Here is a 12166-nt window from a genome sequence, read left to right as displayed (position 1 = left end):
CTCAGGCTTCGGCCGTTACGACATGGCGCCGTACGCGCGCAGGCGGAAGGGTGAGGCAAGCCGGGGGCATCGTCGCCACCCGGCGCGCCACCGTGGTTCTATCGAAGGGGACGGTCACGTGTTCACCCGTGTCGCCATCGTCAACCGTGGTGAGTCCGCGATGCGGCTCATCCACGCGGTCCGGGAACTGGCCGCGGAGACCGGCAGCCGGATCGAGACCGTCGCGCTGTACACCGACGTCGACCGTACCGCCACCTTCGTCCGCGAGGCGGACGTCGCCTACGACCTGGGCCCCGCGTCCGCCCGCCCGTACCTGGACCTGAAGGCGCTGGAACGCGCGCTGGTGGAGACCGGCGCGGACGCCGCCTGGGTCGGCTGGGGTTTCGTGGCCGAGGACCCGGCGTTCGCCGAGCTGTGCGAGAAGATCGGCGTGACGTTCGTCGGGCCGAGCCCGGACGCCATGCGCAAGCTCGGCGACAAGATCGGCGCGAAGCTGATCGCCGAGGAGGTCGGCGTGCCGGTCGCGCCGTGGAGCCGCGGCGCGGTGGAGAGCCTGGAGGACGCGCTGCGCGCGGCGGCCGACATCGGCTACCCGCTGATGCTGAAGGCCACGGCGGGTGGCGGCGGGCGCGGCATCCGGGTGATCCGCAGCGACGCCGAGCTGGCCGACGCCTACGAGCGCACCAGCCAGGAGGCGGCGCGGGCGTTCGGCAGCGGCGTGGTGTTCCTGGAGCGCCTGGTCACCGGCGCCCGGCACGTCGAGGTGCAGGTGATCGCCGACGGCCAGGGCACCGCGTGGGCGCTCGGGGTACGGGACTGCTCGGTGCAGCGGCGCAACCAGAAGGTGATCGAGGAGTCCGCGTCGCCGGTGCTCGCCCCGGAGCAGGCGGCGGAGCTGAAGGCGTCGGCGGAGCGCCTGGCGGTGGCGGTCGGCTACCGGGGCGCGGCCACTGTCGAGTTCCTCTACCACCCGGGCGACCGGCTGTTCGCCTTCCTGGAGGTCAACACGCGCCTTCAGGTCGAGCACCCGATCACCGAGGCGACCACCGGGTTCGACCTGGTCAAGGCGCAGTTGCACGTGGCCGGTGGCGGCCGGCTCACCGGCGAGCCGCCGGTCGAGCGCGGGCACGCGATCGAGGCGCGGCTCAACGCCGAGGACCCGGACCGCGACTTCGCGCCCTCCCCCGGCCGGATCACCCGGCTGGACCTGCCCGCCGGGCCGGGCATCCGGGTCGACACCGGAGTCAGCGAGGGCGACACCATCCCGGCCGACTTCGACTCCATGATCGCCAAGATCATCGCGTACGGCCGGGACCGGGACGAGGCGCTGGGCCGCCTGCGCCGGGCGATGGCGAACACCACAGTGGTCATCGCCGGCGGCGCGACGAACAAGAGCTTCGTGCTCGACCTGCTCGACCAGCCCGAGGTGATCGACGCCAGCGCGGACACCGGCTGGATCGACCGGGTACGCGGCGAGGGCCGCCTGGTCGCGCACCGGCACTCCGCCGTCGCGCTCGCCGCCGCCGCGATCGAGGCGTACGAGGAGGACGAGACCGCCGAGCGGCAGCGGTTGCTGTCCACAGCGGCGGGTGGACGCCCGCAGGTGCAGCACCGCAGCGGCCGGCCGCTGGACCTGAAGCTGCGCGGCGTGACCTACCGGATGCGGGTGGCCCGGGTCGGCGCGCACCGGTTCCGGGTCGGTGTCGAGGCCGGTGGCGACGTGCGCACTGCCGACGTCGAGCTGGACCGCTTCGACCGGCACACCGGCCAGATCGCCGTCAACGGCGCCCGGTTCCGCCTGCTCACCGACACCCACGGCCCGGTGCACCTGGTCGAGGTCGACGGCGTGACGCACCGGATCAGCCGCGACGAGGGCGGCGTGGTGCGCTCCCCCATGCCGGCGCTCGTGGTCGCCACGCCACTTGCGGTCGGCGCGGAGGTCGAGGCCGGCGCGCCGGTGCTGGTGCTGGAGGCGATGAAGATGGAGACGGTGCTGCGCGCGCCGTTCCGGGCCCGCCTCAAGGAGTCGTCGGTTCAGGTCGGCACCCAGGTGGAGGCGGGTGCGCCGCTGCTGCGTCTGGAGCCGCTCGTCGAGGAAGGCGCCGAGGCCGCCGACGGCCCGGCCGGTCCCGCTGTCGAGCTGGACCTGCCGGCGCCTGCGGCGGACGTGCCGGCGCGGTCCCGGGCCGAGCGCGGCCAGGAGGACCTGTGCGCGCTGCTGCTCGGCTACGACGTCGACCCGCACGACGAGCGCCGGGTGCTCGACGACTACCTGGACGCGCGCCGGGCGGCCACCGAGGCCGGGCACCGGCCGCTGGCCGAGGAGCTGGAACTGGTCGGCGTCTTCGCCGACCTGGCCGAGCTGAGCCGCAACCGTCCCGGCGACGACGGGCCGGCCGGGCACGTGCACAGCGCCCGCGAGTACTTCCACACCTACCTGCAGAGCCTCGACGTCGAGCGGGCCGGTTCCCCGGACTCGTTCCGGGCCCGCCTCGCCAAGGCGCTCGCCCACTACGGTGTCACCGAGCTGGACCGCTCCCCCGAGCTGGAGGCAGCGGTCTTCCGGATCTTCCTGGCCCTGCAGCGGGCCGCCGCGGACGCCACGGTGATCGCCGCGCTGCTGCGCTCGTGGCTGCGCGAGCCGCCGCCGGACGAGGCGCTGCGCGAGCCCGCCGGCCTCACCCTGGAGCGTCTCGTCGCGGCCACCCAGGTCCGCTTCCCGGTCGTCGCCGACCTGGCGCGGGGCGTGGTGTTCGCCTGGTTCGCCCAGCCGCTGCTGCGCCGCAACCGGGCCCGGGTCTACGCGCGGGTCCGCGCGCACCTGCGGCACCTCGACACGCACCCGGACGCGCCGGACCGCGCCGACCGGGTCGCCGAGATGGTACGCAGCACCGAGCCGCTGGTCCGGCTGCTCGGCCAGCGCCTGGTCCGCGACGACCTGGACAACGCGACGATGCTGGAGGTGCTGACCCGCCGCTACTACGGCAACAAGGCGCTCACCGAGGTCACCACCCGGGCCACCGGTGGCTGCACGTTCGTGGTGGCCGGGCGGGACGGTTCGAGCGTCGTGTCGGCGGCGGTGCGGTTCGACGCGCTCGGCGACGCGCTGCGCGGACTGGCCGAGGTGGCCGGCGACCGCGACGCCGTCGACGCGGACGTCTACCTGTCCTGGGAGAACCAGCCCGAGGACTTCGACGCCACCGCCGCCGCGCTGCTCGACGTGCTGAACGCGCACCCGCTGCCGGCGGCGGTACGCCGGATCACCACCACCGTCGCCGGGCGCGGCGGCGCGGTGATGCACCACCACTTCACGTTCCGGCCCGGCGAAAACGGGATGACCGAGGAGCGCCTGATCCGCGGCCTGCACCCGCACATCGCGCAGCGGATGCAGCTGGAGCGGCTGCGCGAGTTCGACCTGACCCGCCTGCCGTCGCTGGACGAGGAGGTCTACCTGTTCCAGGCGGTGGCCCGGCAGAACCCGTCCGACCAGCGGCTGGTCGCGTTCGCGCAGGTACGCGACCTGACCGGGCTGCGGGAGCAGGACGGCCGCCTGGTGTCGCTGCCCACCACCGAGGACACGGTGGCGGCCTGCATCGACTCGATCCGCCGGGCGCAGTCGCGGCGGCCGTCGAAGTCGCGGTTCCCGACCAACCGGATCGTCATCTACGTGTGGCCGCCCAGCGAGCTGACCCGCGAGGAGATGGAGCTGATCGCCGGCCGGGTACGCCCCACCACCGTGGGCGCGGAGCTGGAGGAGATCCTGTTCATCGCGCGCCAGCGCGACCGCCGTACCGGCGAGCTGACCAAGGTCGGCGTGCGGATCACCTTCGACGTCACCGGGCACGCCCGGCTCGACGTGGGTGAGCCGCCGAGCGAGCCGGTCGAGCCGCTGGACGAGTACCGGCTGAAGGTGCTGCGGGCGGCCAGCCGCAACACCGTCTACCCGTACGAGCTGACCGGGCTGCTGGGCGACTTCGTCGAGCACGACCTGGACGCGGACCACCAGCTGGTGCCGGTGGACCGGCCCAAGGGCCGCAACAGCGCGGCGATCGTGGCCGGCGTGGTCACCACGCCGACGCCCCGCCACCCGCAGGGCGTGACCCGGGTGGTGCTGCTCGGCGATCCGACCAAGTCGCTGGGCGCGCTGTCCGAGCCGGAGTGCCGGCGGGTGATCGCCGCGCTGGACCTGGCGCAGCGGATGGACGTGCCGCTGGAGTGGTACGCGCTGAGCGCCGGCGCCCGGATCTCGATGACCTCCGGCACCGAGAACATGGACTGGGTGGCCGCGGCGCTGAAGCGGATCGTCGAGTTCACCCAGGACGGCGGCGAGATCAACATCGTGGTCGCGGGCATCAACGTCGGCGCCCAGCCGTACTGGAACGCCGAGGCGACGATGCTCATGCACACCAAGGGCGTGCTGGTCATGACGCCCGACTCGGCGATGGTGCTCACCGGCAAGCAGTCGCTGGACTTCTCCGGCGGCGTGTCCGCCGAGGACAACTTCGGCATCGGCGGCTACGACCGGGTGATGGGCCCGAACGGGCAGGCGCAGTACTGGGCGCCGGACCTGCCGGGCGCGCGGGACGTGCTGATGGCGCACTACGACCACACGTACGTCGTGCCGGGCGAGCACGCGCCGCGCCGGGCCGTCACCATGGACCCGGTGGACCGGGACATCTGCGGCTACCCGCACGCGGTGGCCGGCAGCGACTTCGCCACGGTGGGCGAGATCTTCTCCGCCACCGCGAACCCGGACCGCAAGAAGCCGTTCGACATCCGTACCGTCATGCGGGCCCTCGCCGACCAGGACCATCCGGTGCTGGAGCGGTGGGCGGGCATGGCCGACGCGGAGACCGCTGTGGTGCAGGACGTGCACCTGGGCGGCATCCCGGTGTGCCTGCTCGGCATCGAGTCGCGGTCGGTGCCCCGGCACGGCTTCCCGCCCACCGACGGCCCGGACACCTACACCGCGGGCACGCTGTTCCCGCGCTCGTCGAAGAAGGCCGCGCGGGCGATCAACGCGGCCAGCGGCAACCGGCCGCTGGTCGTGCTGGCGAACCTGTCCGGCTTCGACGGCTCACCCGAGTCGATGCGCAAGCTCCAGCTGGAGTACGGCGCGGAGATCGGCCGGGCGATCGTCAACTTCCGCGGCCCGATCGTGTTCTGCGTGATCTCGCGCTATCACGGCGGCGCGTTCGTGGTCTTCTCCAAGGCGCTCAACCCGGACATGACGGTGCTGGCGATCGAGGGGTCGTTCGCCTCGGTGCTCGGTGGCGCGCCGGCCGCCGCCGTGGTGTTCGCCGGTGAGGTCGCCGCCCGCACCGCGGCCGATTCCCGGGTACGCGAGCTGGAGGGCCGGGTCGCGTCCGCCACCGGTACCGAGCGGGCCACGCTCAGCGCGGAGCTGGACGAGCTGCGCGGGTCGGTGCGGGCGGAGAAGCTGGGCGAGGTGGCCGCCGAGTTCGACCGGGTGCACAGCATCCAGCGGGCGGTCGAGGTCGGCTCGGTCGACGCGGTGATCCGCGCCGCCGAGCTACGGCCCCGGGTCATCGAGGCGATCGAGGCGCACCTGCGCTGACACGTTCCGCGACGTCACACGGCGGACGGGCCTTCGGGTCCGTCCGCCGTTTCGCGTGCGCCGGTCCTTGACGGTCGTCCGGCGACATGGTGTCCTCAGATGGTAATGGAAACCGTGTTCGTTAGAGCTGCCGGAGGACCCATGTCGCTCACCGTTCCGCCCGCCCTGCTGCACGCCGCCGAGACCGGTCCCGTCGACGAGGAGGCGTTCGTCGCATGTGTCCGCGACTCCCTGCCGTATGCCTGGGAGACGGTCAGCCGGGTCGCCGCCGACCTGGCCGCGACCGACGCCGAGTTCGCCGACAACGTCGTACCGCCGCCCGGCGACGCCGAGCGCGGGCAACTGCTGCGTGCGATGGCCAGCGACGCGATCCGCGCCGGGCTGGAGCGGCACTTCGGGATCACGCTGGCGTTCCAGAACTGCCACCGGGTGGCCGCGTTCCGCCCCGGCGCGGCCGGCTCCGAGGCGTACCGCCGGTTCACCTCCAGCCGCGGCCAGTTGCTGAACCAGTCACCGGTGCTGCGCAACTGCTGACCGGCGGTCCGGCGCGGGCGGGTCACCGCCCGCCCGCGGCGGTGGCTCAGGCGGCGCAGCGGTCGCAGGTGCCGAAGATCTCCAGGGTGTGCCCGACGTCGGTGAAGCCGTGCTGCGCGGCGACCTGGTCGGCCCACCGCTCCACGGCCGGGCCGGCCACCTCCACCGCACGGCCGCAGCGGCGGCAGACCAGGTGGTGGTGATGGCGGCTCTGGCTGCACCGCCGGTAGAGGTGCTCGCCGCCGGGCAGCCGCGCCGAGTCGATCTCGCCGTTGTCGACGAGCAGCTGCAACGTCCGGTAGACGGTGGTCAGACCCACCTTCGCCTGCCGCTGCACGAGCATCTGGTGCAACTGCTGCGCGCTGTGGAAGCCGTCCAGCTCCCGCAACAGCGCCAGCACCTCGGCGCGCTGCCGGGTGTTGCGGGTCGCCCCGGTCGTCGCCGTCACCGTCCGCCTCCCTCGTCCGGGCGCCCTCTCCGGCCACGGCCGCGCCCGGCGCGCCACGTGACACCCGGAACCATTATGCCTTCCGGGCGCTCCCCGGTCCCCGGTCGCGGTGAGCCCGGGTGCATGTGACGCGACCGACTCCCCGGGCCGGAACTATCCGCGGCGCCGCCCCGACCAACGGTACGAACACCGGATCTTCGAGGGGACGACCGCATGCCCAGCACCACCAGCCGACGCTTCCCACGCACGGCGGCCCTGATCGGCGCCGCCGTCCTGGCCGCGTCCGTCGCCGCCTGCGGCTCCGCCGACGCCACGCCCACAACCGCGCCGTCGGCGTCGGCGCCCGCCTCGGCCCCGGCGAGCGCGGCAGCGGGCGTGCTGACGATCCGCGACCCGTGGGTGAAGGCCGCCGACAAGGGCATGACCGCCGCGTTCGCCACGCTCGTCAACGACGGCGACGCCGACGTCACGATCACCGGGGTGACCACCGACGTGTCCCGGGCCGAGATCCACGAGATGGCCATGACCGACGGGAAGATGGCGATGCGGCAGAAGCAGGGCGGCGTCGTGGTCGCCGCCCGGTCCCAGGCCGCGCTGGAGCCCGGCGGCGACCATCTCATGCTGATGGACCTGACCCGCCCGGTGCGCCCCGGCGACCAGCTCGACGTCACGCTCACCTTCGCCGACGGGCGCACCCAGACGTTCACCGCGGTGGCCAAGCCGTTCACCGGCGCCCAGGAGACGTACGCGCCCGGACACGGCGCGAGCCCCGCGTCATGACCGGAACCGGCGCGCCCGCGCGCCGGGTCAGCCGGCGCGGCCTGCTCACCGGCGGCGCGGCGGCCGCCGGGGGCGCGCTGGCCGGCGCGGGTGCCCTCGCCGCCCTCCGTTCCCACGGGGTACGCCCCGACGACGCCGTCCCGGTGGCCCAGGTCGGCAACGCTGTCGAGCCGTTCCACGGCGCGCGCCAGTCCGGTGTCACCACCGAGCCCCAGGCGCATGCCGCGTTCGTCGCGTTCACGCTGCGCCCGGGCACGGACCGGGCCGCGCTCGGGCGGATGCTGCGACTGCTCTCCGACGACGCCGCCCGGCTCACCCAGGGTCGCCCGGCGCTGGCCGACACCGAGCCGGAACTGGGCCTGCTGCCGGCCCGGCTGACAGTCACGTTCGGCTTCGGCCCCGGGCTCTACGCCGCCGCCGGGCTCGACGACCGCCGCCCCACGTCGGTGGCCGACCTGCCGGCGTTCCGGATCGACCGGTTGCAGCCCCGCTGGTCCGGCGGCGACCTGCTGCTGCAGATCTGCGCGGACGACCCGCTCACCGTCGCGCACGCCCAACGGGTCCTGACCAAGGACAGCCGCCCGTTCGCCACCGTCCGCTGGGTGCAGCAGGGCTTCCGCCGGGCCGCCGGCGCCGAGCCCGGACGCACCCAGCGCAACCTGTTCGGCCAGCTCGACGGCACCGCCAACCCGAAGCCCGGCGTGTCGGCGGACACCGCCGTCTGGGTGACCGACGGGCCGGACTGGCTGCGCGACTCCACCACCCTGGTGGTGCGCCGGATCAGCATGAACCTGGAGACCTGGGACCTGCTCGGCCGCGCCGACCGGGAACTCGCGGTGGGCCGGCGCCTCGACACCGGCGCGCCGCTGACCGGCGAGGCGGAGCACGACGAGCCCGACTTCGCCGCGCTCGGACCGGACGGGCTCACCGTGATCCCGGACTTCTCGCACCTGACCCGGGCCCGCGTCACCGACGACCGGCAGAAGATCCTGCGCCGGCCCTACAACTACGACGGCGCGCCGACCGCCGAGGGACACGCGGACAGCGGGCTCGTCTTCGCCGCGTACCAGGCCGACATCGCCCGGCAGTTCCTGCCCATCCAGCGGCGGCTGGCCGAACGGGACCTGCTCAACGAGTGGACCACCCCGATCGGCTCCGCCGTGTTCGCCGTACCGCCCGGCTGCCCCGAGGGCGGCTGGATCGGCCAGCAACTGCTCGGCTGACCACGACGCTGACCACGACCAGGAAGGCGCGTCATGCGTACCCGTACCGTCTCCGCACTCCTCGCCGCGCTGTTCACCGCGGCGCTGCTGCTGGTCCCGGCCACGCCCGCGGCGGCGCACAACTCGCTGCAGGAGGCCACGCCGGCCCGCGACGCCCGGCTCACCACCGCGCCGACGCAGGTGACGCTGCGGTTCCTGCAGCGGCTCAACCCGGCCTTCACCACCATCACGCTGCGCGACGCCACCGACCGTCAGGTGCCCGCGAGCGCGCCCGCCGTGGACGGCGCGACGGGCACGGTGACGATCGAGGAGCCGCTGGGCAACGGCACCTACACCGTCGCCTACCGCGTGGTCTCCCGCGACGGCCACCCGGTCCAGGGCTCGTACCGCTTCACCGTCGCCGACCCGGCCGCTCCCCCGGCGGCCGCCACGTCCTCGACCACCGACGCTCCCTCGCCGGCCGCCTCCGCAGACGTCTCGGCGGGCGCTTCGGCTTCGGCGGGCGCTGCGGCAGGCGCCGACGCCTCTCCGGCGAGCGCCGACGCTTCGGCCGACGCCGACGACGGTCTGCCGGTGGGCCTGCTGGCCGGCGCAGCGGTCGCCGCGGTGGCGGTGGCCGGCGCGGCGGCACTGCTGCTCCGCCGTCGCCGCTCGTCCTGACCCGTCACCCGCCGATGCGGACGGCCCGGGAGATCTTGGTACGAAACGGCCCCTCTAGGGGCGCTTTCCTTCCAAGATCTCCGGGCGTCCTACAAAGCGGGAGGCGAGTCCCCTTCTGTGGACCGCGTCCGCGTCGGCGGCCCGGCAACGGGTGCGCCGAAGAGCCTGCGCGTCTGCGGGACGGGCGGAACGCGGGTCGCGGCGAGGGCGGGTCGGGGCTGGGTTAGGCTGCCGGGAGCGCTGGTTCACCCGGTCGGCGACGGCCGGGTGTCGTAAGAGGGAACCCGGTGGAAGTCCGGGACTGCCCCGCAGCGGTGAGTGGGAACGACAGCCGTCAACAGCACTGGGCCACCGGCCTGGGAAGCGACGGCCGGTAGGCGACCGGCGACCCCGGTCGGGCCCGCGAGTCCGAAGACCTGCCCGCGTCGCGCGTACCACCGGTGCGCGCTGCCGTCGACCTCGCGGGTGGGTCGGGCGGGTGACACGCCGGGCGGGAGCCGTCGGCGTGCCTCGACGTGCAACTCCCCCGTCCGGTCGGCGGTCCGCTTCTGCGAGGACGGAACCGCACCGTGACCGATGCCATCACCCTCACCGGCCGACCACCGTCGGCGTCGCACCTGACCCTGTCGCAGATCATGGACCAGCACCACACCAACCTGATGGGCACGGTGCACGGCGGCCGGATCCTCAACCTGATCGACTCGGTCGCCGGGGTGGTCGCCGCCCGCCACTCCGACGGACCGGCCGTCACCGCCGCCATCGACGAGACGGCCTTCCTGCGCGCTGTCCGCGTCGGTGACGTGGTGCACGTGGACGCCCGGATCACCTGGGCCGGCCGCAGCTCGATGGAGGTGGCCGTGAAGGTCAGCGCGGACCGCTGGGACCGCGCGGTGCCGCCGGTGGACGTGGCGACCGCGCACCTGGTGATGGTGGCCGTGGACGACGAGGGCCAGCCCCGGCCGGTGCCGCCGCTGCTGCCCGGCACCGACGGTGACCGGCGGCGCTACCGGGAGGCGCAGATCCGGCGCGAACACCGGCTGGCGCTGCGCCGGGCGCTGCTCGACGGCGCCGAGGAGGGCTGAGGCGTGCTCGGACTGTCGGCGGCCACGCTCGCGGGATACCTGGCCGCGATCGTGGTGCTCATGCTCACCCCCGGGCCGGACATGATGTTCGTGCTCGCCAACGCCACCCGGTACGGCGCGCGGGCCGGGGCGGTGGCGGCGCTCGGGGTCGCGGCCGGGGAGGCGGTGCACGTCGCCGCCGTGGTGGCCGGACTCGCCACCGTGATCGCCGCGTCCCCGGTGCTGTTCACCGCGATCCGGTGGGCCGGTGCGGCGTACCTGATCGTGCTGGGCCTGCGGGCGCTGCGCGGCACGGGCCGGCCCGGCGTCGCGGCGGACGGGGCGGACGGCGGCGGCGCCGGGCGGGCGTTCCGGCGCGGGCTGCTCACGAACCTGCTCAACCCGAAGATGATCCTGTTCAGCGTGGCGTTCCTGCCGCAGTTCGTCCGGCCCGACGCGGGCCCGGTGGCGGCACAGCTGGTGCTGCTCGGCGCGCTGTTCGTCGCGGTGCAGCTCACCGTGGACCTGGCTCTCGGCGTGGGCGCCGGGCGGTTCGCCCGCCGCTGGGGCGACAGCCGCTGGTCGCGGCGGGTCGACCGGCTCTGCGCTGTCGCCTTCGTCGCGCTCGGTGTCCGGCTGGCCGCCGGCTGACGCTTGCTCGACTCCAGCTCGCCGAGATCGCGGCATCAGGAGGGCTCCGACCCCGCCACCTCGGCGAGCTGGTGAGGATCACGCTCCGGCGCCCGGGGCGGGGCGGCGGGCCGCTCGCGGTCCAGGTGCAGGCGCAGCAGCACCCAGCCCAGCGACACACCGCCGATGAACACGTACGCGGGCTGCGTGCCGAACGTGTCCCAGCAGGTGTGCAGCGTGACGGCGGCGGCGAAGGTGAGCAGGAACGCCGCCAGTCTCCGGCCGCCGGGCGCGGCGGCGAACGTGAACAACGCGGCGGCGGTCAGCCCGGTCCAGGCCAGGTGCGCGGCGGGCGCGGTGAGACCGCGAACCAGCAGCGTCCGCTCGACGGCGCCGAGGTTGCCCTCCGACCCGACGAACGCGGCGAACGCGTACCCCATGGTCTCCAGCGCGGCGAACCCGGCGCCGGAGGCCACGCCGATCACCAGGCCCTGCGCCGGTGACCGGTGCCGCCGCCACAGCAGCAGGATGCCGGCCGGCACGATCAGCTTCGCGGTCTCCTCGGCCAGGCCGACGAGCGCCATCGGCAGGACGCCGAGGCGGTGCAGGGTGCCGTACTCCAGCCAGCCGGCGGCGACCACGCCGACCACGCCGCCGAGGAGCGCGGCGACGCCGACGACGGAGCCGGGGACCGGGCGGCGGGCCGGCCGCCCCTGGGCGAAGGCCAGGAACGTGGCGGGCGCGACGCACGCGCCGAGCACGATCAGCGCCGGCACGAACGTGACGGTGCCGGTGCCGGACAGTGTCTCCAGCACCAGCAGGTGAAGCCCGACGCCGACGAGCAGGACCGCCACCCACGCCCAGCGGCGTCCGGTATTCCCCATACGCCGAGTATCGCGCCCGGCGGCGAGCGCCGGCATCGGGGGTAGGCACTGTGGACAGTGAGATCCATGCGACACGCCCGACACGACATCTGGTGTTGCCCAACCGCCCTCACCGCCATATATGGTGGTGCCGCAGCTGGTTCGGCCGAGCCCTCCGGGGCGGGGCCGAGGCAAGAGGGAACCCGGTGGGAATCCGGGACTGCCCCGCAGCGGTGAGTGGGAACGACAGCCGTCAACAGCACTGGGCCACCGGCCTGGGAAGCGACGGCCGGTAGGCGACCGGCGACCCCGGTCGGGCCCGCGAGTCCGAAGACCTGCCAGCGCGCCGTGCGCCTCCGCGTACGGCGGCCGGAGGTCGCGCGGGACGA

9 protein-coding genes and 2 riboswitches are annotated in these 12166 nt (G+C 74.4%); of the genes, 7 read left to right on the top strand and 2 right to left on the bottom strand.

From position 1 onward, the window contains the following. Positions 1-118 precede the first annotated feature (118 nt). Positions 119-5578, top strand: a complete 5460-nt coding sequence (locus A8711_RS14185) for a carboxyl transferase domain-containing protein (protein ID WP_069088469.1) — start codon at positions 119-121, stop codon at positions 5576-5578. 141 nt (positions 5579-5719) lie between these two features. Then, on the top strand, positions 5720-6112 hold the full coding sequence (locus tag A8711_RS14180) for an SCO5389 family protein (RefSeq protein WP_069088468.1): 393 nt from the start codon (positions 5720-5722) through the stop codon (positions 6110-6112). A gap of 46 nt (positions 6113-6158) precedes the next feature. On the opposite strand, the gene A8711_RS14175 is transcribed toward A8711_RS14180, so the two are convergent. Further along, entirely contained in the window at positions 6159-6560 is a 402-nt protein-coding gene (locus tag A8711_RS14175) for a Fur family transcriptional regulator (RefSeq protein WP_043323380.1), read from the bottom strand. Positions 6561-6773: 213 nt separating this feature from the next. Between A8711_RS14175 and A8711_RS14170 the strand changes: the two genes are divergently transcribed. The 5 genes from A8711_RS14170 to A8711_RS14150 all read left to right on the top strand — a co-directional run bounded on the left by A8711_RS14170 (position 6774) and on the right by A8711_RS14150 (position 10935). Next, positions 6774-7340, top strand: coding sequence for a copper chaperone PCu(A)C (locus tag A8711_RS14170; protein WP_069088467.1), 567 nt, complete (start codon positions 6774-6776; stop codon positions 7338-7340). Beyond that, positions 7337-8563 (top strand): Dyp-type peroxidase, encoded by a 1227-nt coding sequence (locus A8711_RS14165; protein WP_069088466.1) that lies wholly within the window; start codon positions 7337-7339, stop codon positions 8561-8563. The genes A8711_RS14170 and A8711_RS14165 overlap by 4 nt, the downstream gene beginning before the upstream one ends. A gap of 33 nt (positions 8564-8596) precedes the next feature. Then, on the top strand, positions 8597-9223 hold the full coding sequence (locus A8711_RS14160) for a copper resistance CopC family protein (protein ID WP_043323378.1): 627 nt from the start codon (positions 8597-8599) through the stop codon (positions 9221-9223). Between the two features lie 237 nt (positions 9224-9460). Continuing rightward, positions 9461-9662, top strand: a riboswitch (cobalamin riboswitch). 130 nt (positions 9663-9792) lie between these two features. After that, positions 9793-10305 carry an acyl-CoA thioesterase gene (locus A8711_RS14155; protein ID WP_030499185.1) on the top strand — a complete coding sequence of 171 codons (513 nt, stop codon included), beginning with the start codon at positions 9793-9795 and terminating at the stop codon, positions 10303-10305. Positions 10306-10308: 3 nt separating this feature from the next. Next, positions 10309-10935, top strand: a complete 627-nt coding sequence (locus tag A8711_RS14150; protein ID WP_030499184.1) for a LysE family translocator — start codon at positions 10309-10311, stop codon at positions 10933-10935. 35 nt (positions 10936-10970) lie between these two features. On the opposite strand, the gene A8711_RS14145 is transcribed toward A8711_RS14150, so the two are convergent. Further along, on the bottom strand, positions 10971-11798 hold the full coding sequence (locus tag A8711_RS14145; RefSeq protein ID WP_043323375.1) for a PrsW family glutamic-type intramembrane protease: 828 nt from the start codon (positions 11796-11798) through the stop codon (positions 10971-10973). 120 nt (positions 11799-11918) lie between these two features. Continuing rightward, a riboswitch (cobalamin riboswitch) is annotated at positions 11919-12135 on the top strand. Positions 12136-12166 lie beyond the last annotated feature (31 nt).

The sequence above is a fragment of the Micromonospora sp. II genome (assembly GCF_001709195.1).
Taxonomy (GTDB): domain Bacteria; phylum Actinomycetota; class Actinomycetes; order Mycobacteriales; family Micromonosporaceae; genus Micromonospora; species Micromonospora chalcea.
Note: the sequence above shows the minus strand (reverse complement) of the source record. Positions and strands in the feature narration are given on the sequence as shown.

Bases quoted from the DNA above. Each gene is read 5' to 3' on its own strand.
- A8711_RS14145 (WP_043323375.1), bottom strand. From the start codon at position 11,798: ATGGGGAATACCGGACGCCGCTGGGCGTGGGTGGCGGTCCTGCTCGTC.
- A8711_RS14170 (WP_069088467.1), top strand. From the start codon at position 6,774: ATGCCCAGCACCACCAGCCGACGCTTCCCACGCACGGCGGCCCTGATC.
- A8711_RS14160 (WP_043323378.1), top strand. From the start codon at position 8,597: ATGCGTACCCGTACCGTCTCCGCACTCCTCGCCGCGCTGTTCACCGCG.
- A8711_RS14165 (WP_069088466.1), top strand. From the start codon at position 7,337: ATGACCGGAACCGGCGCGCCCGCGCGCCGGGTCAGCCGGCGCGGCCTG.
- A8711_RS14180 (WP_069088468.1), top strand. From the start codon at position 5,720: ATGTCGCTCACCGTTCCGCCCGCCCTGCTGCACGCCGCCGAGACCGGT.